We start from the raw sequence: 24,830 nt of genomic DNA on the forward strand, positions 1-24,830 counted from the left end.
TCGGAGAAGCTGTGAATCCGGAACTATCGGACCTGGATCCCTCGACCGCTGCCGATGAGATGGTGTCGCGCACGGCGAGCCAATTCACCACCATCCTGCTCGGGCTCGGGATCCTCGTCCCTTGGCTGTGCTTCGTCATGTCGATCGTGTCTGGCACGCATTGGTGGCTGGCAGCGCTCAATTTGTTCGGCACGCACGCGGGTCTCTTGGTCATGCTGCGTGGTTACCGTGACGACAATCGAGCTTTGAAAAGGTGGGGGACAGGGACTCACGCGACGACCATGCTGCCTTGTCTCGTCGTAGCCCAGATGTTGTGACGCACATGCCGAGAATGAGAAGGGGTCCTCTTCAATGGGTGCCGTTGTCCTTGTGGTAGGAGTTATCGGCCTCGGAGCCGTAATTGGCGCCGTCGTCGTCTTCGCTGTACTGCGCAACCGCCGCAACTCCGGTATCGGCCCGGTCAGCCCTGGCGTCGGAGCCCACCCCCAGAACATGGGGCACCCGCCTCAGCAGCCGTACCTGGCAAATCCCAATCAGGGGTACTCCATTGCAGCTCCCGACCAGGGATACCCGACGCCTCTAGGGCAGTCCCCGCAGCACCCCAACCCCTACGCGCAACAGCCGCCTCCGGGCCAAGGGCAGTAAGGGCTCGCCACATCCGTGCTGGGACAGGTGAATAGGTAGGGAACGAGCAGACGAGCGGGTGGGTGATTCCGAGTTCCTTGAATCTGCGTCGAGGCCGGCGGACGCAGGGGCGGGCACGGTTTTCGCTTGGCGACCAATCGATTCCATGCCCACATGATCATCAGACCTGTGCCAGCACTGCTCTTGAGGCCTGCATGGGGACATGGCGCCATGTCCTGTTAGGGCCAGAGTGCTGCTGAAGCGAGGGTGTGCAGGAGGCCACAAGGAGAACTGTGAGACTTGTCGAAGCACAAGTAACAGACAAAAACCCACTTCAGGATCAGCAAGGTAGCGCCAGGCTTGAGGAGACGGCCGCCGCAGTAATAGGCGGCTTATATCAACCGATTCTCACGAGTCGTTCATGAACGGGGAAACAAGTGGCTGACGACGAGGCGTACTACGCGGATGGGGCAGGCAGAGGTCTCGCCAAGAAGTTTGAGCTCCAGGCATACGATCTGCGCGCCTATCTCAAGAAGTTCGAAAATGAGACCGGAGAAGAGGCAATCTCTGACGGTTTTGGGCTTCTCACGGAATCGGACGAGGTCAGAAACGCTTACATCGAGTACTCGACGAGTGCAGCTTCTGCGATGAAGGCAGTTCACGAACATCTGGACGCCATCGCAGATGCCCTGAGGAAGATCAATAAAAATACTGAAGTGAATGATGAGGATGTTGCTGTGCTCTTCGGTAAGGGCGTCGGGGGTGACAAGTGAGCGGCAAGGAGTCGGGTGCAGAGGAACTCGTTGAACTTGGACTCGAGATCGTCAACCCCGGGGGTCGGCCGGATGAGTTGAGGCAGGCGGCCAAGGCCTGGAGGCAGCTCAAGGCCGATGTAGCGGGTCCGGATGGACTGCTCAAGGCGCTCGACAGGAACGTCCAAGACACAGTCGGTCACACGTGGCGCGGTGAAGCCGCGGAGGCCTTCAGGGAGCACTGGCTTAAGGTCAAGGCTGCGGTCGAGCAAGGGGTCGAAGAGTACGACGACATCGCCAAGCAGCTCGATCATGTGGCCGATGAGATCGAGACCGTCAACGATGAGATTCACGCTATCTACACCGAAATTGGTGTCTCGATCGGTGTTGGCGTGGCTTTGTCCTTTGTGAGCTTCGGCGTCGCGGGCGGTGCCGCTGCCGCTAATGTCACTCGGCTCGCTGCTCAGGCGATCCGGATTTCTGCCCGCCTCGGTACGCTGCTACGGCGTATCGCTGCGGCAATCCGCGCATACCAACAGGCCGGGAAGATGACCAAGCTGGCTGCCAGCTTTTTCGTCAACTGGGCTGGCAATACTGGTGGAACGCTGCTCGGTGCCGGACTCTCCGGCCAGGACATCGATGGTGCCAAGGTCTGGGAAGCGACCTGGCAGGGAGGACTTGCCGCAGCCGTCGGCACCCCTGCGGGGGCAGCAGCAGCAGGCAAGGCCGGCAAGATCATGGATGACATGGCCCGACCGCCGAGTGATCTTGCCAAGAGTCTCACCGAGAACATCACTGGTGGTGTTGTCGGCAATGTGGCCGGTGGACTTGCCGTGGATGGCCATACCGCGCTCACGACAGACGAAGACCCCGAGTGGGGTAAGAATGCCTTGATCAATGCAGTTGGCGGGGCAATTGGCGGAGCAACAGTCGGTGGCGCCGGACACTACAGGGACAACATCCCCGTTGCGGAAGGTTGGGATGCGTCACGATACGGACAGCGCGGCCAGAACCCCGACTTCTCCATTGAGGTGCCCGCTGGCGGTGTGGGTGCCGGACTGGCAGGCGCAGGCGGAGAGCTAGTCGGAAGTAACGAAGAGGACGGCAAGCAAAAGGGCGCGGACGAGCCGACGACGTCGTTCGGTCGTAAGCAGCGCAGTCTTGAGGAAGATTTCGGATGATGACAAGGTCCAGCACCCTGGCCCGCTGCTTGGCTCTGCTGGGCCTCAGCATTTCGGCTTTGGTCGTCGCAGTTCTGATCCAGCCCTCCACTCGGCCCCCCAGGTGGGATCTCTTCGCTTGCCTCGTAGTGGCAGCAGTGGCTGTCGGCGGCGGAGTCTTCTTGCTCCGCCGCCTGACCGATGACCTGGGTGCGGGGGGCAAACACTGGTGGGTGGAGCAGCGTAACGGTTGGGTCGGGTTCGCGGCCTGGTCCTGGGTGGTGCCCGCGTTTCTGGTGGCCTATGCAGCGCTGTCTCCAACGCCTGCAGCGTGGGAGATCGTTGACGCAGGTTCCGCGATGCGTAGGACTGAGATCGAGAAGGTCCTCTCTTCGAAGTATGTAAGCAGTCAGCGCACCGGGCATTACTCCTCCACCGTGCTGGTATCTGTGCCTTTCGACCAGGGGCCCCAGACCTCTGAGGTGGAGATGACGTCGAGCGACAAGCCGAAGGCAGGACAAGAGATCTGGGTCCTCTTCGCGCCGTCGTCACCTGACCTAGAGGTATTTGTCGGGGATCGGCAGTCGCTTGAGGAGAAGATCGGTGGGCGGGCAGACTTCTGGACGGTCTTCTTGACCCTGGGGTGCTTTGCCTTCTGCTGGTTCATGAATCTGTTCGGCCGTTGGCGCTCTGACCCCGTGGCCGGCCTCCACCGTTCTCGACAGCAAGGCACACTCCATGCACTGCCCGTCTCCGTCACAGGGGTGGGAGCGGCCCTCGATGCGCGGCCGGCGTCCACATCGGTGACGAAGCCGCTCAAGCCCCGCATTCGTATGACGAGCGCGGAGTTCGGTGAGTTGCATCTGTTTCTGGATGACATCGTCGACCCCCTGCCTCTGGCTCAGCTGCTCACGGGCGTCCGTGGCCACGTCTATTGGCGACGTCCCTCTCGGCAGCTCCCGTACGTGAATTCGGTCGGCTATGCCGTACTGATTCTGGATGGACAGCGTTACGTCGCCGGATGGCTTGAGTCTCCGGATGCTTCAGTCGACCTGCCGGTGAGCGCACTTGTCCCAGCGGACCGGGAACTCCCAGCACTGAGCGAACCTCGTGCACTTCACCCCGCCTCTCCCGTGGAGACGAGTGCCAATTCCACAGTCTTGAAGGCGCTCCTACTCGGCATCGCGGCCCTGACAGTGATCACCTTTGGCGTGGGTGATGTCGCGACGGTTGCTCTCGCTGGCGCGTCCGTACTGGCAGTTCTGGTGGGGAGGAGGCGTGCGGGACTCCAGATGAAGCGGCACCTGGAAAGCCTCGCGCCCGGCAGTGACTTGGGCACGGGCACGATCCGCGAAGCCTGATTGCGGCAGCTGCGCTGCGGTCGTTCCCCTGGCCCATCTGCAGGCACAAAGCAGCTGATCCACGGCAAGCGACTGAAGGTGCGGCCCTCCACCGTGTGGAACACGGCATGAAGCCCGGGACCCAAGTGGCAGTTCAGTTCAGCACTTTGAACAGCGAAGTGCAGACGATCAAGCAGGCCAACGAACTCGCCAGCGCTACATACAGGCGTCGAGTCAGGTTCCGTCGCCAGGCGCGAACGACGATGTAGAACCCCGTGTACATGCCGATCAGATTCAGCACGGAAAGCCAGACAAGGCTCAGCTTCCTCGTCGACACATAAATGAAGACCCATGGGGACATCAGGCCGAAGAAGATCAACGCGTTTCTGTAGTAGCTGTACTGGCTTTGCGTAGGCCCCTCTTGTGGAATAGGATCTCCCATATCGGGGAGTTCTGGCATGGTCATCGTGTTCCTCTGTTTCTTTGTCGTGGCGAGCCGCCTGTTGTTCGGCCAGAAGGCGCAACCAAGGCCCGCAGCCTCAGCGCACGGTGCCGACGGTGCGTTCCCTATGCCCCTCGGCGTTGGGGAAGCCGCAGTGGCCCGGCTCGCGTTGCCTCTCGCCGCGTCACAAGTGCGGGGCGTGCTGCCGGATCGCCTCAACCAGGGGCTCCCGATACCTGGCGTATTCGCCGTTGGTCGGGAAGCGATGACGCAGGCGCGGGAGGCCGGGTGGGTTCTTCGTCACGGACCAGGACCGGACCCACAGGACTGGATCGTCGCGGTCAATCGGGCCACTCGGGCGCAGCTTGATCGAGTACTGCCTGACACCCTGGTTGCCGGTCTCACTCCAGTGGACGGCAACTCCGGCGAGAGTGTCCCTGCGGATGACACTCTCCCCATTGCGGGCGCGTAGCCACAGCCCCGCGTCGTAGATGCTCACGGCCAGGTGGTGAAGTGAGAGGGCCGAGTGGAAGGCCTTGACGCCCGAGTAGCCAATGGTCGCGAAGAGCAGTGCCACGAGTCCAACCGGCTGAGGTTCGTTGCCGTTGAGCCCGGCGGTTATGGCCACTGCCAGGAACAGCAGGAGGCACCCATCGCCATGAAGATCCCACCGAGTACGAAGCTGCCGGGCGACTCTCCGGCCGTAGGGAATGACTGTGGCTGTGGGAGCGGGCGGAGGGGATATCGACATTATCCGAGAGTCTATGCAGGCTGCCACAACACTGGACCACCGAAGGTCTCGCAATCGAGCAGGGCCGGGGTAGGGGCCCACGTCCCAGGTTGGGCTCCGTAGGAACAACAGCCGGTAGGCGGGGTGCTGCCTGGAACGGTCCGGCATAGTCGGCGTGGTCTGCTACCGCATGCCGATTCTGGCCAGCGGCTGCCATCCCCATGGGTCAGCACAGGCGTGGACCAGGGTGGCTGCGAGCGAGACCATGGCCTTCCTCCTCGCCGACCAACTCGCCTAGCTTCCAGGGAGGTTCCGGCGGCTCGGGGTCAGTTGATGTCATCACACGCTGTCCAACAGACTCGGACGTCCCCGTCGGACCTTTCTCGTTCGCAGAACTTTCACAACTTCTTGCGAGATGGATACCGGTGTTCGTGCCGAGCAGACACCGTCCCATCGGGGCACGAACCTTCAATGAGATCGTTATACGAGTTCCACGGGCGGGATACGCCTTGCGTCTGCGAAGGTCATAAGCTGTTGCGATATTCGCGGGGGCGCCGAAAGGTGCGCGAGTGGCTGTAGTCGGGCTTCGCAGCAACCTGGGTTGCGAGTCAGTCGAGACGCGGACTCTGTCATGGGAGGCCGGACCACCCATCGTGCTCCCTCGCAGATAGATCTGTGAGAGGGAAGAACCGATGTCTTATCCCACGCCGCCGGGAAGCGGCAACCCATATGGGCAGCCGCCGCCCCCGCAGGGCGGTTGGCAACCGCAATGGCAGGGGGCAGGCCCTGTGCCGCCGCCCACCCCGGCTGCACCTCCGGCGGCACCCCCTGGGCCGCCTCCGACCCAGCCGGGGCCGCCGCAGTACGGCGCGTACGCCCCGCCCGGAAGCCCTCTCCCCGGGAACCCCATGCCCGGCGCGCAAATTCCTCCCTCCAGCGGGGGCGGCACTGCCCGAAAGGTCATCGGCGGTCTGCTCGGCGTGTTCGGCGTGCTCGGCATGCTCGGCGGTGGAGCCCTGGCGGCTCACGCGTACAGCAACAGCCAGCAGTCGATACCCAACTCTGCCTATGGGCCGACGTTGTGGCGCAACGAGACCACCGAACGGCTCTTCCCGGCGACGGTCGGCGAACCGTCCAACATGCACGACGCGTCGGACAAGAAGGTCGCGCAGTGGAGCCGTATGGGCATCTCGCAGGAGACCTCGTGCTCCAAGGCCCTCAGCGGAAAGACCGAGCAAACCGCGGAGCGTCTCGGCTGCGAGGCCGTTCTGCGTGCCACGTACGTCGATCTCACCGGTGAGATGCTCGCCACCGTCGCGATCATCGTCGTGCCCGAGGGCACTGCCAGCCAGGAGATGGGCGAGTATTTCGACAGCCAGGAGCACGCGGACGTTCCTGACGCGGCCGTGGTGCCGTTCGCGGTGCCGGGCACGCTCGCAGCGAAGTGGCAGGGGAACAGGCGCAACGGCATGGGCGGAGAAGCCCTGGGAGGCTATGCCGTCGCTGTCACGACCGGCGCGGTCAACGGCCGTACGTCGGGCAACCTGCCTGGCGAGTTCGGCGACTACGGCGCGAACGACGAGGACAGGAAGCCCTGGATGGACACGGCGAACGCCCTCAGCAAGACCTTCTACATCCATCTCGGGAACCTCGAAAGGTGAGTCCCGCAGTGAAGTTCCGGACCATACGCGCAACATCAACCGCGGTCGTCCTCACCGGGATGCTGTGCACCCTGGCCACCGCGCCGGCGCAGGCGGCCACGCCGGTCGGATGGGAGGGCGCGGCACTCAGCCTCTCTGCGGCCCAGCAGCTGAGCCAGGGCGACGGAGTGACGGTTGCGGTCCTCGACAGCGGCGTGTACGCGGACCATCCCGCCCTCAAGGGCAAGGTCACCACCGGGCCCGACTTCTTCAAGGACGGGCTGAAGGCAGGCGACCCGAAGTGGGGGCAGCACGGGACGGCCATGGCCTCGGACGTCCTCAAGGTGGCCCCGAAGGCCAAGATCCTCTCGGTTCGTGTCATCGATGACAAGCACGAGGAGGAACGCACCCAGGAGGAACTGGAGGAGGCCTTCAGGAAGGGCAACAACCCGATCGCGGACGGCATTAACTACGCGGTCCAGAACGGTGCCGACGTGATCTCCATGTCGCTCGGCAGCGACAACCTGTTCAGCTCTTACGACGAGGACGAGGCCGCTGCCCTGGCCTATGCCGCACGCCGAGGCGTGACGGTGCTCGCCTCGGCCGGCAACGCGGGCGACGTGCTCAACGGGGCCTCGTACCCGGCCGGTTACGCGGGTGTGATCGCCGTCGCCGCCACACAGCAGAACGGCACGCGCGCCGATTTCTCCTCCGTGCATACCTACAACGACGTGGCCGCGCCCGGTGTCGACATCATCAGCGCGACGAACGCCGGCGGCTACAGGCAAGGCAACGGCACTTCTCCGGCTTGTGCGCTGGCCGCCGGCGTCGTGGCGCTCATGAAGGCAAAGAACCCGAAGCTGACCCCCGCACAGGTCAACAGCGTCCTCACCGCCACCACCCATCGCCCGGCGGGCGGCGGCAGCGCCGTGCTCGGCTACGGCCGGATCAACGCGGCCGCAGCGGTGAAGGCAGCCGCCTCCCCTCCCGAGGACAAGACAGCTCCGGTGGCGTACAAGGGCAAGGAGCACCTGGCGACTCCGGACGGCACACCGAAGACGACGCACCCGGAGATGGATCAGTCCCTGTGGCTGACGGGCCTGATCGCCGCTGGAGTGGGCCTGGCGCTTCTGGCCGGGGGTGTGCTGCTGGCGTTGTCGGGCCGGCGCAAGCCGACTCCGCAGGCGCCCAGCCTGATGCGGCCTCAGGGGTCTTACCCCGGCTGAGTCCCGCCGCCCTACGACAAAAGCTCTCGTTGCCAGGCGCCACATCCTGGCAACGAGAGCTCTCTCCGTACGTCAGGGACGCGAGGCGACCAGCGTCAGCGTGCCGCGTCCATTCGGCGATCAGCGTTGCCTGGACGGGGCGGGCCCTCCGTCACGCGAAGAGCCTCACCAGCAGGCTGGTGATGAGGCCGATCACGGCCACCACGGACGTGATGAGGTAAGGGCGGGCCCGGCGTCGGCTCCACGGATACGAGGAGGAGAGGCCGGTGATGGCGGCCAGTACGCCCATCGACAGGGGCATCAAGCCACCGAAGAACCAAGCGCACCCGGTGGCGATCGCGCCGACCCAGCCATGGTCCAGCTTGTAGGTGGTGTCGCCGGTCTTGATGGCCTCGATGACGTAGCCGCGCTGGTGCAGGTCGCTCTTGAGCTCGGCGTTGAGGTCCTTGACCGAGCCGTCGTTGGACGTGAAAGTGCCGTAGCACCACCTGGTCTTGGTCTTCTTCCGGGAGCTGCTCGACGTGCTCGATCGGTACTTGTAGTCGACCGTGCACGTGTCGACCGTGAGCTTGCCCGGGGTGGACGTGGCGTAGGTGTAGGGGCCGAGGTAGGCGCCGAGGGCCATGAGGACGACGCCTACGAGGATCAGGCCTGCGCCGATGAGGCGGTACAGGCTCGAACGGTCGCCCGCTGCGGCGGTGTTCGGCGCGGGGTTCCCGTGTACTTGGGTCATTGAGGGTTCCTCAGAGTGGGGATACGGATGTCACAGGACGAGGGCGCAGACGAGCGCCCCCAGGGCGCCCAGCGTGAAGAGGCCGCCCAGGACGGGGCCGGTGACGGTTCGGGCCGGCAGGCGCTGCCAAGAGGCCCCCGGGCCGGGGCCGTTGCGGGCGCCGAAGCCGGTGAGCAGGCAGTAGATGCCGAAGGCCAGCAGCGAGAGGCAGAACGCGAGGATCGCGGCGTCGTCTCCGGGGTCCCGGTCCTGCGGTTGCTCGAAGGTGTCGTCCACCTGAATCACCGGGATTTTCGCCCCGGTTTCAAAACGCGACGAGGTTTCCACCACCACGTCTTCGTACGTGGCTTTACTGTCGTCCGCGCGCCAGTTTCCGGTGCAGCTGAACTTGAGTTCGGTGGAACGCCTGTGTGTGCCGTAGTGGGTCTTCGTGTGTGTCTCGCATGAAGAAATGGTGAGGGTTCCTTCGGTGCCCTCACCGGCGAGTTCACTGCGCAGTTCCGGAATGGTCACCGCGGCGACGACCGTGGCCACGAGAAGCAGCCCCAGGCCGAGGAGTCTTCCCATCCACAGACTTCTCGCGCTGCCGGAATGTGGCTGTGTTGTGACCACTTTTGGTGTCCCCTTGAATGACTTGACGATCTCTTGACTTACGGGCTTGGCGGGGCAGTGCGCGAGGAGTCTAAGGTATCGGTCTGTCGTCCAATATGAACTACGGCAAGGGGAGTCCGGGGGAGAGCCATGGAGTTCGACACCTTTAACGTGGAGACGGATGTACTCCGGCGGCAGGGAGGGAAGTTCGTCGACCTCGGCGGCGATTTCTCCACCGCGTCCAAGCGGCTTCAGGACGCCCTCGAAGCGCTGGGAGAGCCGTGGGCGGACGCGGACTTCGGGGAGATCTTCGGTCAGGTCTACACGCCGATTCGCGACGGAATCTTCACATCGATGGACAGTCTTGCGGAACGACTGCAGAAGGTCGGGCACAACCTGCAGGACATGGCGCGCAACTACGACGCGGCGGAAACTTCGAACAGCGGCCAGATGGACGGGCTCACCGGCCAATTCTGAATTTGCCGGTCAACTCTAATTAAATTCGGGGGATATTGGCATGTCGCTCACACTGCCCGGTGAGCTTGTCTGGGTGCTCGACCTCCTCGGCTACACCTGGCCCGAGGTGGACGAAGAAGCACTGCACAAGGTCGCGGAGACCTGGCGGGCTTTCGGCGAGGAACTCGAAGACATCCAGAGGGACGGCGAGGGCCTCGCCCGCACCATCGTCTCCCACAACTTCGGTACCGCTATCGAAGGTTTCAGCAAGGAGTGGGGCGCCTATACCGGCGCCAACGGCGAGGACAGCTATCTGCCCGACGCGAAGACCGCGTGCGAAGTGATTGCCTTCGCATTCGACGCGGCCGCCGTCGCGGTACTCACCGCGAAAATCGCCGTCATCGTCCAACTCATCGCCCTGGCCATCGAGATCATCGCCGCGCAGGCGGCGGCACCCTTCACCTTCGGACTCTCCGAGGTCGGCGCGCTGGGCGCGACACAGGCCACCCGGCTGATCGTCCGGGAGCTGCTCGACAGGCTCAAGAAGGAGGTCATGGAGGCGGTCACCAAGGCCATGGAGCACGCCACCATGGACGCCCTCAAGAAGGTCGCCAAGGAGCAGCTGGAGAAGATCACCAAGGAGAAGGTCAAGCAGTTCGCCAAGGACCAACTCAAGGAGCAGGGCAAGCAGTTCGTCCAGGAGAAGGTGGTCGACGCGGCCAAGGAGAAGGCCACGGAAGCCGCCGTCGGGATGGCGCAGAACATCGGCCAGCAGAGCATCGAGACCTACTTCGACGCGCGCTCAGGCGTCGACCTCGGCGAGACGGCCGACGTCGCCAAGAAGGCGGCCGGCGAGTATGTGGACGGCCTCAAGAACGAGGTCACCGGCGGCGAGGGGTCGACCCTCGCCGACTATGTCGACCCCGCCACGCATGTGAACAACGCCGTCGACACCGCGACGGAGCGGGTCACCGGGGCGGCCGGGGACCGTGTGCAGCAGGGCGTCGACGCGGTGTCCGGACACGGTGCGGGCGCCGCTCACTCGTCCCAGTCGGCCCAGGCATCCGAGTCGTCCCAGGCATCCGACGGGGGCACCGACACCGCCGCCGCGGCGAGTTCCGGCTCCTCGAACAGCACGCAGAACACCACGCCTGCGGCCGGCAGAACCACAGCCGCCGCCCCCTCCACTGCGGGCTCCCGCTCCTCGAACACCTCGGGGAACGCGCAGGATTGGGCTCGCAGCGAGTTCGGATGACGAACCCGCCACATACGGAATCGACAGGCAGCAGCCACAGGAAGGATGTGCCGGACCCATGACCGCGGACCGGGAGATCCAGGACGAGGAACTCATGGGCGTCGCCCAGGACCCCGAGCAGGCCCTGCGGCTGCACCGCTCCCTGCGCACCATCGCCGACACGACGTCGCTCGACCCGGCCCTGCGCGACATGGCCCGTTCGGTGCTGAGCGGGCACGTCGACGTCAAGGACGCCTTCCAGGACCCGCGTTACGCCGAGGCCGTCTACCAGCGGATGCACGAGATCCGCCGTGCGGCCGACGACCAGACGTACGCCGAACGCCAGCAGTCCAAGGTCCGGTTCGCGGAGTGGGACGCACGGCAGCAGGAGGAACTGGACCGCGCACGTGCCGAGCGGGACGCGCCCGCGCACGACTCCGGCCGGGAAGGGCGGCGGGGTCAGCGCTGAGGCGTCGTGGCGGGCGGCCGCCCTCGCCCTCCATCTCTGTCGCGAGGCTCAGCGCGTACGTTCCCGGTCGTTGCCCCTTGCGATCCGGAATGCACACCCAGGGGAAGCACCCGCTGCCATGGGAGAGCACCCGCCGCGAGGCCCGGGGCGGCCAGTGTGTACGACAGTGGCGGACCGGACCAGTGTGTACGACAGTGGCGGTGTTTATGGGCGGAGTGCATGGAACGTCTGAGCGCCCCCGTCGTGTCGGGTGCCGACCGCTAGGCTCCGCTTCATGACCACGCATGGCGATGAGACGGCGGCGAACAGGCCGGGCGGGACAGGCGGTCAGCCGCTCTCCTCCGGCTCCGGGGTGAGCGCGGACGAGTTGCGGGCGCAGTTCCAGGAACAGGGGCGACCGGGGCTCGCGGAGAGCAGGCGGCGCGATCTGCGGCAGGCGCGTTGGACGTACGCCGCACTTGCCGGGCTGGTCGCCGTCGTCTGCCTTGTCCTCATCGTCGTACGACTCGCCCAGGGCGACGCGGCGGGGGTCTGGGTCGCCACGTATGCCGTGGGTGTGGCTCTGGGCGGGTGGGGTTTTGTGCTCGCGAGGATCGGCCACACCCGTTGGGCGATGATGGTCACCTGTATCGGGGCGGCGTTGGCGGGGCTCGGCGACAGTCCGGCGTTCCGCTGAAGGCGGTTCGGGCCGGGGAGGTGCCCCGTCGTCGACATTCAAGTGAAGCCGACTGGGGTCAGGCTGCCGACCGGGGACCAGGCGGTGGTCCGGGTCGGCGCCTGACCAGCGATCACCTCTGACGGCGCCTGTTTCCGATGAGGTAGGCGAGCCCCCAGGCGGTGACCGCGGCCAGCACGAGCCCGAGCGGGGAGAACCAGTCGACTCCGCCGCCGATTTCGTCGTTCCACCACGCCTTGGCGGGGATGAAGGGGTCGGCCTCCATCATGTCACCGATGGCAGCGGGCGATTGGGCGTCGGCGATGACGAGCGGGAAAGCGTTGGTGTAGCCGAAGAAGGCGCCGAGCGCGGCGATCACGGCTCCCCAGATCCAGGCGCCATGGTTACGGTGACCCACCGCACCGATCAAGGCGCCGACGACCGCTCCGTTGATCAAGGCGTGGCCCAAGTACATGGTGTTGGCCACGGTGATGGTCTGGTCCTTGTACGTGAGCAGGATGAGGCCGCTGTAGAGCATCGAGATGATGAGCGAGACGAAGAGCGCGAGGAAGACCGCGCCGACCGGATGGCCGCTCGCGTTCGGCTGGTGCCCGTAGGGCATCCCCTGGAACGGCGGTGCGGGATACATCGGCTGCATCGGCGGCTGGCCCGGGGCAGGCATCGGTGGCTGGCCTGGAACAGGCGGCTGCCCAGAGGCATGCGACGCCGGTCCGAAGCCCGGCGGCTGCTGCGGCGGGGTCGGCTGGTTGTACGGGTTGTAGGCGTTCGGCGGTTGCTGTGGCGGCTGCGGGGGTTGCTGGGGCGGTTGGAAGGGCGGCTGACTCATCGATTTCCCACTGAGTGAATTGATAGGAACAGCAAGTTATCAGTGAGATCAGGAGGGGCTCGTCGGAGTCGGAGCGGGCTGCGTGAAGGGCGCCTGTCACCGCTCCCGGCTGAATGTGCTCCCCTCGTATCCGTCCTCCTGGTCCATCCACCGGTACGCCTCGTCCAGTCGCAGGACGAGTTCGCGGGCCCAGCTGGCGAGAAAGCGCGGGCATCCCCATACGTCGGCGACGGCCTGGGCGGCCTCCGGTGCTGGGAACGAGTCGGGTGCGTACAGGTGGCGGAGGTGTGCGGCGAATCCGCGCTTGTCCCAGCGACGTAGGCGCTTGTCCAGGTGAGTGTCCGCGTGCCCGTCCGCGTGCTCGTCGCCGTGCTTGCAGGCCGTTTCGAGTGGCGCGGGGTCGACGGTGCTGAGCAGTGCCCGAACCTCGCGGCCGACGCCGTAAGGAAGGTCGCGGACCTGGGTGACCCAGAGAGTGAGGAGCAGCAGGACCAGTCGCTCGTGGGGGTCGTCGGACGACGCGTGCCGGCGGGCGGCCCATACTGCGATGTTCTCCGGTGCCTCGTCGAATTCGTCGCCGTCGATGACGCACCGGGTCAGCGCGTCGATGTCGAGAGACCCGTCGGGCTGTACGTACATGCCGTCCAGGGCGGTGGTGTCGCGCACCCCGAACTTCGAGGTGTGCGCTGTGCGCAGCTCGGTGAGCGCCTCGTCGGCGAGGTCGCGTAGATAACGCGGGCACAGCCATGCGTCGGGCGGGTACTCGTCGAGCGCCTCCCGAAGCTCCGCCCGGCCTCCGGGGCTGCGCAGGTGGAAACCGATCTCGGCGATGTCGGCCGACTCGAACTCGGGGTCAGGATGCTCGTCGTCGCCGTGTGTGCAGGCCGTCGGGTCCCCGAGCTTCGGCAGCACAGTCTCCAAGCCCTCGATCATCGCGTCGAAGACCGACCGCTCCGCGATCCGGTAGACGGCGTACCAGCAGCTCGCGTACTGAGTGATGACGTAGCCCGCTCGTGCCCCCTTGGTGGCGAGCGAGTCGTCGACGCCCGCGTTGGACTCAAGGGTGGGGCCGGGCTCCCGGTTGGGGTAGTCGCAGAGGATCGAGGACAGGCGCTCCACCGACGAGGTGTGGTCGTCCGGTACGACCATGGGTATGCCGTCGGCGGCCGAGAAGGGCCTGATCATGTCGGCGGTGACGCGGGCGATTCCGGCGATGTTGGCGGGGCACAGATCGGCGTCCTGGCGGGGCCGTTGGGGCAGGTCGGCGAACAGATACGAGGTGGGCAGCCCGATCCAGGCAGGGTCGTCCTCGGCCAGGTCGCCGAACTCCTCCTCGTATGGGTGGGTCTCGTGCGCACAGCTTCGCTCGCCGAACGCCGAAGCGGCTGCCAACAGCGCCTCGACCGCCGCCCGTTCGGCCTCAGCGGTCGGTTGCCCCGCGAGATACCGCACCATTTCCGCGAGCCCGGCCACCCACACGTGTGCCGTATCGCCGCCGGGGTCGGCGGTGAGGTGACGTGCGCAGTCGAGTACGAGGGGCTCGGCGTCGTCGGGGCTGGTGTCCGCGTTGACCCTGCTCCAGCTTTCGAAGGTTTCGAAGGGTTTGAGTAGATCGGCCGTAGGAGATGTGTCGGGGTTCTCGGGGATATGGATCATGTCCTGTATCGACGTGTGATCGGCGATGGCGGTTGCCGGCGTTCGGCTCCAGGCAGTTTGACCTGCACGAAACGATCTCGCCAAGATCTGGAGTCGGCCGGGGGCGCAAGCCTTGCGTATGTCGCACGTACGGCACACGGCACACGGCACACCTACGAACTACGAACTACGACCTACGACGCCACACCAAGGGAACGGGACAGCGATGAAGACGGACGCGAGCGGCCAGCCGAACCTGCGAAAGGACGGAGCCGGAGTGCCCGGCGTCGGCCCGGCTGCTGCGAAGAGGGGTGTCGGCAGCCGCATCGGGGCCGGAGTGGTGGGCATCTTCTTCGTGCTCTTCGGCCTGGTCCTCATCGCGTCCGGTTACGAGGAAGGCCCCGCGAAGGTGCGCGGCGCCACGCAGGGGACGGTCACCATCGAGCGTTGCGGCAAGGACGACATCGGGGACGACGTGGAGTGCACCGGCACCTTCCGACCTGACGACGGCGGGGCCCGCCTCGACGTGGAGGACTTCGAACCCGGTGCGGACCGAGACAGGGGCGAGAAGGTGCAGGCGGTGGTCGACAGGTGGGGGTCGTTCCGCCCCGGCTCGTTCGCGTCGTTCTACGTCGAGGCTGTGCGGTTCTGGTGCATCGGCACGTCGATGTTCGGCGTGGCCATGTTCCCGCTGAGCGCTGCCTTCCGTTCAGGAAGCCGGCCCATCCGGCGCGGGACGCGAATCACCGCCCTCAGCCTGCTTTTCGGCGGTCTGTTGGGGTGTGGCCTGTGCGTCTTTGTGAGCTCCGTGGTCCTTTAGGGGCCGGCCTCAAGGGCATGGCGTCGTGGGGCTCCGTCCCTGCGTTACGTGGGGAATTCGCCATACCAGCCGCCGTCGAGGAGGTACTTGGGCAGGTACCCGATTTCGACTTCGATGGTGAAGCCCGAGTCCCGGGCCAGGCAGGCGATGGCCAGGGGGCCGAGGGCGATGAGTCCGTCGGAGTCGCGGGCCCGTTCCTCGTCGCCGGTCCAGTAGTCCTTGTGCCATTCGATGGTCTTGGCCAGTTCGGTGTTGAACCGGTCCTGGTCGCCGCGTACCAGCTGGGTGAGGAGGTTCATGGGCGGGTACATGAGGTTCAGTACGGCGCCGCGTGATGCGGGGCGGAGCAGGTCGGGGTCGCTGGCGTCCACCGCGGCGAGGAGTTTGTCGCCGAGTTCCGGCGCCTGAGCCAGTACGGTGTGGGCCCAGGCCCCGGTGCCGGAGCGGAAGACGTGCCTCTCGTGCCTGACCTCGCATCACCTTCAGCACCTGAGGCAGAGTCCCCATAGGGACTTCATGACGTGGAATCGTGATCATGTTGGTCCTTCAGCGTCCTTCAGCCCGGTAGGAGGCCAAGTCCCAGGTGCTGTCCTCGAAGTCGTGACCCTCAAGGATGAGCGTCCAGGCCTCGGCACGTGCGGCGGCACCGTCGATCTGTTCGCACCACCTGGCGAGGTTGTGCCGCGCGTCCTCGTGGTCGGCGGCGTAGGGGAAGTGTGTCCTGCGGAACTCGTCGTACAGCCGGACCATGGCGAAGAACTGGGTGAGGCTGCTGCCGGCGACGGGGTCGGGTGAGCCGCCCGTGGTGTCCCTGAAGAGCCGACCGGTGCTGCCGTCGAGCAGGAGCCTGGAGTACATCCAGGTACCGAGCTCGTCGAACGGGCCGTTGCTGGGCGCCTCGCTCCTGGCACGGCGTTGCCGGGGCACGTCCCGGCCCCGACCGGGCCAGGCCACTTCGGGCAGGGGGCGGTCGCCGCGCGGGGTGATGGCGAGATGCAGGAAGTCGCTGATCTCCGGCAGGCCTGTCTCGGTGAGGAAGCGGCGCGCGGCAGGGTCGTCCAGCCCCTGGGGGAGCTGATCCCCGGCCAGCCGATGGCAGGCCCCTGCGCCAAAGGTCTCCTCAAGCCAGTCCCGCGTTCCGTCACCGCGCAGAGCAGCGGACGCGGACGGCGGCAGCGGCCATGGAGCGGGCCGGGTGTGTGCGGCGACCATGGGCCGCTTGCCGTATGTGTCCTGCGCCGAACTTCCAGCTGCCTGGACGGATACGGCGAAGAGGCCTCCGGAGCCGGTGAGTACCCAGCGTCCATCGACGTAAAGGCCCTGCGTCACCGCGGACGGGCAGTTGGGCGGATCAGGGAGCGTCCCCGCCACCGCCCCCAGTTGCCAGCCGCTGTCCGTGTGTTCGGCGAAAGGGGCGGTGGGCGTTTCGGGACCCGGAGAGTGGCGTGCGTTGCTCCAGGGGAGATCCCCCTCCGACAGGGAGGCGCGCACCTCGACCGGAGCTGAGGCAGGCTCTCCGGTGGCCGGGAACCACTCCTGACGGATGTACCGGTGTTTCGGGTAGGCGTTGTTGCCCGTGGTCACGTCCCGGGCCGTGATGACGGTCGGGCCGGACTCGCCGACTGCCACGCCGAGTTCGTCGACACGACCGGCCTCGCCCTGGATTCGGCCGAAGACGCCCAGGGGGCGCCAGTGGGTCCAAGTGGTCCGCCACGGCAACGGAACCCCCGAAGCCAGTAGCTGCTCGGCCAGCTCCACGCGCCCCGCGCTGAGCGCCGCGTGATGGAGCCAGGCCACCCACTCACCCTGTGACAAGGGGGAGATGCCTTGAACCTCCAGATAGTGCAGCATCGCGGCCACGCTCGCATACGGCACTCCGTCGGGGTGGGCGATGGCCAGGGCCTCGCGCAGCGCGGTGGCCGAGCATTGGGCCAGCATCCGACCGTCGTCCAACAGGCGGGGGAGCGCACCAGCCAGCGCCGCATGGAGGGGGAGAGCTTGGGCGGCGTACCGGCCCAACGGTCCCTGCTGGGACCAGAGCCCCGGGCTTCCGTCCGCCGCCCCGGCCATCAGCGCCTCTACGGCGCGGGACTGAGCCACGGAATCCCAGGGCTGCCTGCGTCGCCATGAGTGGAGGAGAGCTTCGGAGCGGAAAGCGACTGATGACCGGTCCTCGTCCATGACCAGGACATCGGGTCGCTGCTCGGCGAAGGAGAGGAGCGTTTGCGCCGGTGTGGGCGCACCGCCTGCGGAGGACAGCAATTGCCAGACGGACAGTGGCACTTGACGTAGCTCGGCTGCGGCCAGTGCCCCGAGCCGGCGGGCCGTGGCCGGTTCCTCCACGGCAGCCCCACCCGCCGACGCCGGTGTGGGGAGGGTGACTTCGTACTCGGCGATCCGGGGAGGGGCTACGAGGTCCGGGTCGTACTCCGCCATGACCCAGACCTCACGGCCCTCGAACCGTCTGAACCCCGGGGCCAGGATCTCCGCCACTCGGGCCGGTTCGGTCGACGTCAGGACCTCACCTGCGTACTGCACATCGGCGAGGAGGAGGACACAGGGACGACCGGCAGGGGCGGCACGGCACTCTTCGCGCATGCGAGTAGCCACCGTGTCGGCACTCATACCCCGGCAGTCGATGAGTGTGGCGCTGGGCCAGCGGTCCTGGACTGCTCGTAGAAACGCGGTCTTGCCGCTGAGCGTCGGACCTAGAACAGAGAACACCCTCCGCTGCCGTGTGGGCAGCTCCCGCCAGATCTCGATGCGAGCCCAGTCCTCGGCGTTGATCTCGGGCACTGGGGTGAATCCCTTCCATTCCGTGGGCGGCGGATCCCCGGTCCGTCAGCTCCGGTCGTCGAAGTTGTAGTCCTCGAAGACCCTTTGCCAGCCCTGTGTCTGAAATGCCTGAGGGTCGATGAGGTTCAGCCAGTGACGTACGTCCGACTCCGTGTCCTCGATCGACCAGTCGGAGGCGCGCCACCAGTAGTAGAGGCGGACCATCGCGACGAACTGACCGAGACTGCTTCCGGCCAGTTCGTCGTCGATCCCCGACGAACCGTCCTGCAGCACGCGCCCGTCGCGGCCGTCGAGGAGGAGTCGCGCCCCCTGCCAGTTGCCGAGGGAGAAGTACGTGGACTCCGCGTCGTCCGCCTCGTCCGCCTCGTCCGGCTTTCCGAACGGCTCGGCAATGGGACGCAGGCCCATGTCCGCAAGGCCGGTGGTGTCGAGTTCGAGGAAGCCGGTTACGCAGGGGAAGCCGACTGCGGAGAGGAATTCGCGCGCACCGATATCGGAGAGAGCGGCTGGCAGGGTCTCCTGCGGGAACCGTTTGACCGCCGCAGATCCCCAGACATCGGTCAGCCAATCGGTCGTGGGGGCCAGGGCCGGGGTCGGCAGGTCCGCCCGAGCGAGCTTCGTGTCGGTGTCGACCAGACGCTTGAGGAGGCGGCCTGGTGCGGCTTCCTGTCCGGCGCTCTGATTGACCTCGACCACGCACACCCCGTCCATGGAAGCCAGGGCGATGCGATGGCCTGAGCGCACGCCTCGACGGATGTACTGGGGCATGCAGGGCAGATCTACTTCACCGCCGGCGGCTCCAGCGGGGCGCCACCCTTGAGGCCCCTGATCCGCCTGCGTCGTGCCGGACGCGTCCGTGGTCTCGCCGGGCTCGGGCCGGGGCGCGCCCGTGGCCAGGTCCCAGGTGCCGATGTGGTCGTGGCGGGTGCGGGCTGTGACCAGGTCGCCGGTCGGGGTGTGCACGATCCGGAGCGTCCGGACGATCGGGCGCCTGACCAGGGCGTCCGTGCTGAACACGCCGGCACCGACGCCTTCGGCCCAGAGCGTCCGCCAGGGCAGGGCCACGGGCCCGGCAGCCGACAGGAGCCGATCGGCGGCTGCTGCCTCCGTCGGCCCGGCCTGCATCAGGGCCAGGTGCAACAGCGCCAGCCACTCACCCTGGGACGAAGGCCGAACACCGCGGCGAGCCAGGTAATGGAGGCGGGCCCCAGCGCTCCCCTGAGGGATGGGCCGTCCGTGAAACGCGGCCTCGAACGCCTCGAAGAGCGACTCATGGCAGACCCCGGCGACTGCTGCCATGTCCTTGAGGAACGCCTCGAACTGGCCGGCGGCCGCCGCAGCGTGGCCGGCCAGGGCGCGACGGGCGTACCAGCGCGTCGCCTCGGGGGCGTCTGCGGCTGACAGTGCGGTCACTGCGCGCGCGTGCCAGGACCTGGCCTCCTCGGCGGGCATCTGCGTACGCAATTGCCGGGCCACTGCCTCCTGCTTGAAGGAGACCAGGGGAGTGCCTGTCCCGTCGTCCGACCGGTGGATCCACTCCCCGGCCGCGTCGTCGCCGAGCAGCGAGTCGAGCCGGGACTCCGGGACGTCTCGGCCGAGGGCGGAGCAGAGCAGGGACCACACGGGCATGGGAACGAAGCGGTGCTCGGCCAACGCCAGCGCGCGGAGGGCGTACGACAAGGCCGTATCCCCGTCCGGCTCCGCGAAGGCGGGCAGACTCCCGAAGCTCCCTTGCAGGGTTAGATGTCGTCCGCCCAACTCGGCGGCCGTGGCCTGAGCATCGTCGACTTCGATCAGCAAGCGCATCCGCAGCCCGCGCCGATGGTGCCTGATCAGCGTCCGTGCCACCTCGTCGAGCACACGCACTGGTTCGCGCGAGGTGCGCAACCGGCCCGCCCACTGCGTGTTCGCGAGTACGACCACGGGATCGTCGCTGATCCGGCGGGTCATGGTGGCGAAGTTGTCGTCGAAGGAGTCCGTGGCGGCGATACCAAGGGCCGTCGCCACCTCCCGGGCCACCTCCTCCGCGGACCGGCCGACGCAGTCGACGCGGACCGCGGCCGGATGGCGGGCAACGACTTCCCGCAACAGTGCCGTTCGACCGCTGCCCGAGCGCCCGCCGATCCACAGCCAGGCGCTGGTGTCGCGAGGCCGGTCGATCCACCACAGTGCACGGTCGAGCGCGAGTTCTGCCGTGACTTCAGCGCGTTTCGGGGCGGCGGTGGCACTCATGCGTCGGGTCTTTTCTACCGTCAGATCTTCTCGGTATCGGGGGCGGTCAGGGGGATCGATCAGTCGGTGGTTCGAAGTGCGGCAGTCCAGAAGGCAGTGTCTGCGCCCGCGTCTGCGCCTGTGCCTGTCTCTGCGCCGTGGTCGAGGTCGGGCAGCGTGTCCTGCAGATCGTCCCTGATCGCGACGCGCTCGATACGGCTCCCCGCCGAGGCCAGCATGCACCGAGCCACAAGGTAGTGCTGGAGCAGGTCGATGAACGCGGCCAGACTGCTGGCGATCAACACGGCGCTGGATTGCTGCTCGTCGTCGGTCTCGTAGGTCTCGTAGGTCTCGTCGGTCTCGTAGGCTTCCTCGGCCTCGTCGTCGAAGTAGGCATCGAAGTCGTCGTCTACGCCCCTCCAGTCGTCGGCACCGAACAGGACGACCTGCCCCGTTCCGCCGTGCAGGACCAGGTCGCCGGCACCCCACGTACCGATCTTGTAGTACGCACCTGGGACGGCGTCTGCCGACAGGTCGCCAGGGGCGATCCGGGGCAGACCCACTACGTCCAGAGCCTCCAGCCGGATCGCCGCGCCTTCGAAGGCGGGCAGTCCGACGTCCGTGAGAACGCGGCGCGCCTCGGCGTCCGTCACCCCCTCGGGCAGCAGGCCGGTGGGCAGGCGGCGTACGACGCCCGGTTCGAAGTGGTCGGGGTCGTACGAGCCTCGGCGCCGTGCTGTCCCGTGGTGCAGTGCGGGGAGGAAACCGGAGTCGTCGAAGAGCGGCTCCCCGTGCACCTTGCTGAGGCGCGGACTTGCGGCGGGGTCGTGGAGCTCGACCGCGAAAATGCCGCCGAGCCCTGTCACGACCAGGAGGTCGCCGACCTTCACCTGATCCGACACGAAGGGAGGTTCCAGGGTGTCGAACACGGTCAGATCGTCCCAGTCGGGTGTGACGTTGCGTTCCACGTCGGTGAGCCAGAGCGGCTCGCGCCGCCCCGGTGCGGGCAGCGCTTCCGGCCAGGGGCCGGCCAGTTCCTCGCCGGTTTCGGCGTCCCAGACCCGGTATCGCTCGTCCCATTCCCCCGGAGCGCAAACGGCGTGCCGGCCAGGGAGATAGTCCTCAGGGGCGATGACCGGGTCCCCCAGTGGACCGGGCCGAACGTACGCGGCGTTCACGGCACCCGGCGGCCGCCAGTGGGCCCAGCGCACCTGCCACGGCAGCGGCCGGCCGGACGAGGCGATCTGGGCGGCGGTCTCCGTGTCGCCACGCACCGTGCTCATCAGGTGCAGCCACGATGCCCATTCACCCTGGGACAGGGAATCGACGCCGCACATCCACAAGTTGACCGCGTCCCCGGCCGGCGATGCACCACTCACGACATACGAGTCGTCGGCGTGGGCCGCGTCGATCAGGGCGACTTGATCGATACGGGCGACGAGCCGGCCGGAGCGCTGAACGGAGTCGAACTCGCCGGCCTGTACGGCGTGCATCGCCAGTCCCTGCGCCAGGTACTGGCCGGTCGTCGCTGCCGCGGGCTGATCGCGCAGCCATGCGACCAGCTCCACATTCACGGCTCGTACGATCTCGGCATCGGTGGTCAGACGCAGCGTCTCGGCGTGCCGCTCGTCACGGAAGCGGACCCAGCCGTCGCCCTCCACCTCAAGTAGCTCGCTGGAAGCCTCCAGCGTTGTGGCGACATCCGGAGACCGGCCCACATGGGACCCCAGCGCCTGGGCGAGGACGGTCCACACAGGCAAGGGAGTACGACGGACCTCGGACAGTGCGAGTGCCCGCAACGCTTCGGTGTCCGTGCCGTCGGGCAGGTGCCCCACAGCCTCTTCATCCTCTTCGGAACTGCTCGGTTGCAGTGCTACGACCAAGTGATCGTGTGCCGACCGGACATCCGGCAGGTCCCGCTCGATCACGACCTTGAGACCGCCGCCAACGGCCAGTTCACCGGTGAAGCGGCGCACCATGCGCTCGGGTTCCGTGGAGCGCCGAGTACGTCCCGCACGGTGGGCATTGACGATGATGACCAGCCCACCCCCGAGCGGGGAGTCTTCGAGCTCGAATCCCCAGTCCGCCCGCTTCTCCGGCAGAGCGGTGAACCCAGCGGCCGTCATGACCCGATCGATGAGGTCCTCACAGGTCAGCCCGGTGGCATCCACGAGCACCGCCTCACGGCGGGCCTCACTCAGCCGCAACAGCGTCTCTGTCCGTCCGGACCCAGGAGGACCGGTCAACTCGGCCACTCGCTGGGTGCCGGTGTCCGACCATTTCAAGAGCTCGGCCAGGGCTTGCTCTGGTGATACAGGTGATGAGGTGATACACGCGAAAGGGCGGCTGTCTGATGCCTCATCGCCTTCAGTCGTTGTCATCGAGCGTATAGTTCCAGGCTCGGGAGGCTCCGCCGTCCTCGTCGATCGCGGTCAGCAGGTTCTCGATCTCATCCCGGATATCCTCGCGCTCCGTGCGGCTTGATGCCATGGGCAGCAGGCACCGCCCCAGCACGTAGTTCTGCAACATGGCCACGAACTGCCCCAAGCTCGCCGCTACCTCGGGGTCGGAGTCCTCGTCCTCGCCCTCCGCGGGGAGGCGATAGACGGTGCCGCTGTCGCCGCCGACGACGATGCGGCCCTTCAGCCAGGTTCCGAGCTGGTAGTACATGCCGCTGCCATCGTCCTCTCCCCACACCTCTTCCGCCGTCAGCTCGGTGAGTCCCTCCTCTGCGACGGCCACGAGACTCATCTCGGCGCCGGTGAAGGCGGGCAGGCCCACTTCGCCGAGCAGGTGCCGGGCACCTTCGTTCCGTAGCCCTGGCGGTAGCTCCGTCGCACGGAGTCGCTGTACTGCCTGTGGCTCGAAGAGGTCCTCAAGAACCGTGCGATCCGGCTCTTCCCAGAAGTCCTGAGCGTCGTTGTCGACCAGCCCGAAGTGGCCGAGCAGAGCGGCTCCATAGGTCTGTTCCGGCTGAATGAATGTGCTCGGTTCGCGCGGAGCGACCATCACCACGCCGCCGATCCCGGCAAGGGCGACACCGTCACCCACCCGCAGGGCCTCGGTGAACTGAGGACCGGCCAGACTGCTGCCGAACGCGTTCAACTCCGACCAGGGCTGGGTCAGTTGATTGTCCTGACCTCGTGGCCAGAGCGGCTCCGACTGTCCTGGTTCCGGAATTCCGTCGCTCCACGGCCCGGCGATGAGATCACCCGACTCGACGTCCCACAGCCGGACCCGTCGGTCCCATCGCCCCTTCCCCGCTACGGCGACGCGTCTGCCCACCTGGACTTGGGTGATCTCTGTCAAAGAGCTGGCACGAAGGTATGTCTTGCGCCAGCCGTATGGAGGGCGCCAATGCGCCCAACGGGTGCGCCATGGAAAGTCGATCCCTGACTGCTCCAGCGCCTGTACAGATTGCGAATCGCCGCGCGCGGTGGCCATGAGATGGAGCCAAGCCGCCCATTCAGGCTGGCTGACCGAACCCACACCCCCCACCCACAGTGCGGCTGCGTCGCCGATGAGGGTTTCGTTGGGGATCGCCGAGGCCTGCTGATTCGCTGCGTCGAGGAGCGCTGCCGGATCGAGATGCGCGACCAGGCGCCCTTCACTCTGTACTTCCTCAAGTCTGTCAGCCTGAAGTGCATGTACGGGTAGGGCATGAGCGATGTAGTGCCCAACGGGCCCACTTGCTGCCCAGCCCTCCAAGGGGGCCAACTCCTCTGCCATGGAAAGCAGTTGACTCACCAACCGTGTGTGGATCTGGCGCCTGTCCGAAGGGGCCGTCTCCTCTCGTAGCGCATCGACGATCCGCTCGTCCACGAATCGGGCCCGACCCTCGACGGCTTCAACAATGTCAGGCAGGTCCCGGGCCAGGGTGGCCAGGAAGTCCTCGCCGATACCCACGCCGCCGACGGCCTGTGCCAATGCCGACCACACCCGGAAAGGTGTCCAACGCAACTCGGCGAACGCGAGTGCACGCAAAGCCGGTTGGCTACGCGCGGCACCAAGGCCAGTAGGTGGGCCCGCTGATGCATCCACACGGAGAGTCAGCCAGTCCCGCAGCCAACGGTCCTCTGGGCGCGATTCGACGATCACCTTGGCTCCCGCATCCATTACCAGCGGGCCCAGCACGCGCTTGATGAGGCGGCTGGGCTGGATGGACTGACGCGTACGCCCGGCCCGTTGCGAGTTGGCGATGAGAAGAGGTCTGCTGCCCACTCCCGCACGCTTGAGCTCCCACACCCAATCCACCCGTTGGGACGATAGATCGGGCACGTTGAAAGCGTCGAGGATCTTTCCCAGGATCTCCTCGGCGGTGAGCCCGGTGGCGTCCACCCATACAGGGGTGGGGAGTGCGTCCCGCAGTCGCAGGAGGACCCCAGTCTTTCCGGTCCCGGTAGTCCCAACGAGCTCCACGGATCGCTCAGGACCACCATCGTGCCACCACGACTCAATTCGGGAGACGC

21 protein-coding genes and 1 pseudogene are annotated in these 24,830 nt (G+C 66.6%); 10 read left to right on the forward strand and 12 right to left on the reverse strand.

Going from position 1 to position 24,830, the window contains the following annotated elements; translation table 11 throughout:
- Positions 1-348: 348 nt before the first annotated feature.
- Entirely contained in the window at positions 349-483 is a 135-nt protein-coding gene (locus tag POF73_RS35565) for a hypothetical protein (protein WP_272123253.1), read from the reverse strand.
- 578 nt (positions 484-1,061) lie between these two features.
- Between POF73_RS35565 and POF73_RS35570 the strand changes: the two genes are divergently transcribed.
- The 3 genes from POF73_RS35570 to POF73_RS35580 are packed head-to-tail and all read left to right on the forward strand — an operon-like array spanning position 1,062 to position 3,897.
- Positions 1,062-1,397 carry a hypothetical protein gene (locus POF73_RS35570; protein ID WP_272123254.1) on the forward strand — a complete coding sequence of 112 codons (336 nt, stop codon included), beginning with the start codon at positions 1,062-1,064 and terminating at the stop codon, positions 1,395-1,397.
- A complete protein-coding gene (locus POF73_RS35575) occupies positions 1,394-2,557 on the forward strand; it encodes a WXG100 family type VII secretion target (RefSeq protein WP_272123255.1) in 1,164 nt (387 codons plus the stop codon). Before POF73_RS35570 ends, POF73_RS35575 begins: the two co-directional genes overlap by 4 nt.
- Before the next feature lie 29 nt (positions 2,558-2,586).
- Positions 2,587-3,897, forward strand: a complete 1,311-nt coding sequence (locus POF73_RS35580) for a hypothetical protein (RefSeq protein WP_272123256.1) — start codon at positions 2,587-2,589, stop codon at positions 3,895-3,897.
- Positions 3,898-4,030: 133 nt separating this feature from the next.
- Here the strand turns inward: POF73_RS35580 and POF73_RS35585 are convergent, their stop codons facing one another.
- Positions 4,031-4,342, reverse strand: coding sequence for a hypothetical protein (locus POF73_RS35585; RefSeq protein ID WP_272123257.1), 312 nt, complete (start codon positions 4,340-4,342; stop codon positions 4,031-4,033).
- Positions 4,343-4,502: 160 nt separating this feature from the next.
- Complete coding sequence (locus POF73_RS35590; protein WP_272123258.1) at positions 4,503-4,895, reverse strand: hypothetical protein; 393 nt, start codon at positions 4,893-4,895, stop codon at positions 4,503-4,505.
- Positions 4,896-5,956: 1,061 nt separating this feature from the next.
- Here POF73_RS35590 and POF73_RS35600 point away from each other — a divergent pair.
- The gene (locus POF73_RS35600; RefSeq protein WP_272123259.1) at positions 5,957-6,709 is read left to right on the forward strand and encodes a hypothetical protein; all 753 of its coding nucleotides are present in this window, start codon (positions 5,957-5,959) and stop codon (positions 6,707-6,709) included.
- A gap of 8 nt (positions 6,710-6,717) precedes the next feature.
- Positions 6,718-7,914: a S8 family peptidase gene (locus tag POF73_RS35605; RefSeq protein ID WP_272123260.1), complete on the forward strand. Its 1,197-nt coding sequence runs from the start codon at positions 6,718-6,720 to the stop codon at positions 7,912-7,914.
- A 151-nt stretch (positions 7,915-8,065) separates the two neighbouring features.
- Here the strand turns inward: POF73_RS35605 and POF73_RS35610 are convergent, their stop codons facing one another.
- Positions 8,066-8,647, reverse strand: coding sequence for a hypothetical protein (locus POF73_RS35610; protein WP_272123261.1), 582 nt, complete (start codon positions 8,645-8,647; stop codon positions 8,066-8,068).
- 30 nt (positions 8,648-8,677) lie between these two features.
- Complete coding sequence (locus tag POF73_RS35615) at positions 8,678-9,181, reverse strand: hypothetical protein (RefSeq protein WP_272123262.1); 504 nt, start codon at positions 9,179-9,181, stop codon at positions 8,678-8,680.
- 207 nt (positions 9,182-9,388) lie between these two features.
- Between POF73_RS35615 and POF73_RS35620 the strand changes: the two genes are divergently transcribed.
- From POF73_RS35620 to POF73_RS35635, 4 genes are all read left to right on the forward strand, one after another.
- The gene (locus POF73_RS35620) at positions 9,389-9,715 is read left to right on the forward strand and encodes a hypothetical protein (RefSeq protein ID WP_272123263.1); all 327 of its coding nucleotides are present in this window, start codon (positions 9,389-9,391) and stop codon (positions 9,713-9,715) included.
- A gap of 40 nt (positions 9,716-9,755) precedes the next feature.
- The gene (locus POF73_RS35625) at positions 9,756-10,949 is read left to right on the forward strand and encodes a WXG100-like domain-containing protein (RefSeq protein ID WP_272123264.1); all 1,194 of its coding nucleotides are present in this window, start codon (positions 9,756-9,758) and stop codon (positions 10,947-10,949) included.
- Between the two features lie 58 nt (positions 10,950-11,007).
- Positions 11,008-11,397, forward strand: coding sequence for a hypothetical protein (locus POF73_RS35630; protein WP_272123265.1), 390 nt, complete (start codon positions 11,008-11,010; stop codon positions 11,395-11,397).
- Between the two features lie 274 nt (positions 11,398-11,671).
- Positions 11,672-12,073, forward strand: coding sequence for a hypothetical protein (locus POF73_RS35635; RefSeq protein ID WP_272123266.1), 402 nt, complete (start codon positions 11,672-11,674; stop codon positions 12,071-12,073).
- A 112-nt stretch (positions 12,074-12,185) separates the two neighbouring features.
- On the opposite strand, the gene POF73_RS35640 is transcribed toward POF73_RS35635, so the two are convergent.
- Both POF73_RS35640 and POF73_RS35645 read right to left on the reverse strand, forming a co-directional pair.
- Positions 12,186-12,899, reverse strand: a complete 714-nt coding sequence (locus POF73_RS35640) for a hypothetical protein (protein WP_272123267.1) — start codon at positions 12,897-12,899, stop codon at positions 12,186-12,188.
- A 96-nt stretch (positions 12,900-12,995) separates the two neighbouring features.
- The gene (locus POF73_RS35645) at positions 12,996-14,555 is read right to left on the reverse strand and encodes a hypothetical protein (RefSeq protein WP_272123268.1); all 1,560 of its coding nucleotides are present in this window, start codon (positions 14,553-14,555) and stop codon (positions 12,996-12,998) included.
- Between the two features lie 205 nt (positions 14,556-14,760).
- Between POF73_RS35645 and POF73_RS35650 the strand changes: the two genes are divergently transcribed.
- Complete coding sequence (locus POF73_RS35650) at positions 14,761-15,354, forward strand: hypothetical protein (protein WP_272123269.1); 594 nt, start codon at positions 14,761-14,763, stop codon at positions 15,352-15,354.
- A 44-nt stretch (positions 15,355-15,398) separates the two neighbouring features.
- On the opposite strand, the pseudogene POF73_RS35655 reads toward POF73_RS35650, so the two are convergent.
- From POF73_RS35655 to POF73_RS35675, 5 genes and pseudogenes are all read right to left on the reverse strand, one after another.
- Positions 15,399-15,773: pseudogene (locus POF73_RS35655) on the reverse strand (immunity 49 family protein); the annotation flags it as partial.
- Between the two features lie 127 nt (positions 15,774-15,900).
- Entirely contained in the window at positions 15,901-18,150 is a 2,250-nt protein-coding gene (locus POF73_RS35660) for an SUKH-4 family immunity protein (RefSeq protein ID WP_272123270.1), read from the reverse strand.
- 45 nt (positions 18,151-18,195) lie between these two features.
- Positions 18,196-20,382: an SUKH-4 family immunity protein gene (locus POF73_RS35665; RefSeq protein ID WP_272123271.1), complete on the reverse strand. Its 2,187-nt coding sequence runs from the start codon at positions 20,380-20,382 to the stop codon at positions 18,196-18,198.
- Positions 20,383-20,441: 59 nt separating this feature from the next.
- On the reverse strand, positions 20,442-22,568 hold the full coding sequence (locus POF73_RS35670) for an SUKH-4 family immunity protein (protein ID WP_272123272.1): 2,127 nt from the start codon (positions 22,566-22,568) through the stop codon (positions 20,442-20,444).
- A gap of 160 nt (positions 22,569-22,728) precedes the next feature.
- Entirely contained in the window at positions 22,729-24,699 is a 1,971-nt protein-coding gene (locus POF73_RS35675; RefSeq protein WP_272123273.1) for an SUKH-4 family immunity protein, read from the reverse strand.
- Between the last annotated feature and the right edge of the window lie 131 nt (positions 24,700-24,830).

Origin of the sequence: Streptomyces sp. HD (assembly GCF_028369295.1) — a bacterium.
Lineage (GTDB): Bacteria > Actinomycetota > Actinomycetes > Streptomycetales > Streptomycetaceae > Streptomyces.